Annotated in this window: 1 protein-coding gene; it reads right to left on the bottom strand. The window is 48.4% G+C overall.

Annotated elements, in window-relative coordinates:
• On the bottom strand, nucleotides 1-417 hold a 417-nt coding region (locus ACY2RR_RS24395; protein ID WP_490110809.1), incomplete at both ends, for a hypothetical protein.

Below are 417 nucleotides of genomic sequence, written 5' to 3'. Positions count from 1 at the left end.
ACGCTCTTGCTCCAGACGCTCCTTCTCCAGACGTTCTTTCTCTAAACGCTCTTGCTCAAGACGCTCCTTTTCCAGACGCTCTTTCTCTAAACGCTCTTGCTCAAGACGCTCCTTCTCCAGACGTTCTTTCTCTAAACGCTCTTGCTCCAGACGCTCCTTTTCCAGACGTTCTTTCTCCAAACGCTCTTGCTCAAGACGCTCCTTTTCCAGACGTTCTTTCTCTAAACGCTCTTGCTCAAGACGCTCCTTTTCCAGACGTTCTTTCTCTAAACGCTCTTGCTCAAGACGCTCCTTTTCCAGACGTTCTTTCTCTAAACGCTCTTGCTCAAGACGCTCCTTTTCCAGACGTTCTTTCTCTAAACGCTCTTGCTCAAGACGCTCCTTTTCCAGACGTTCTTTCTCTAAACGCTCTTGCTC

It is taken from the genome of Parendozoicomonas sp. 2304DJ65-17 (genome assembly GCF_058148445.1).
The sequence above is the reverse complement of the archived record's forward strand: the minus strand, read 5'-3'. Positions and strand labels throughout refer to the sequence as shown.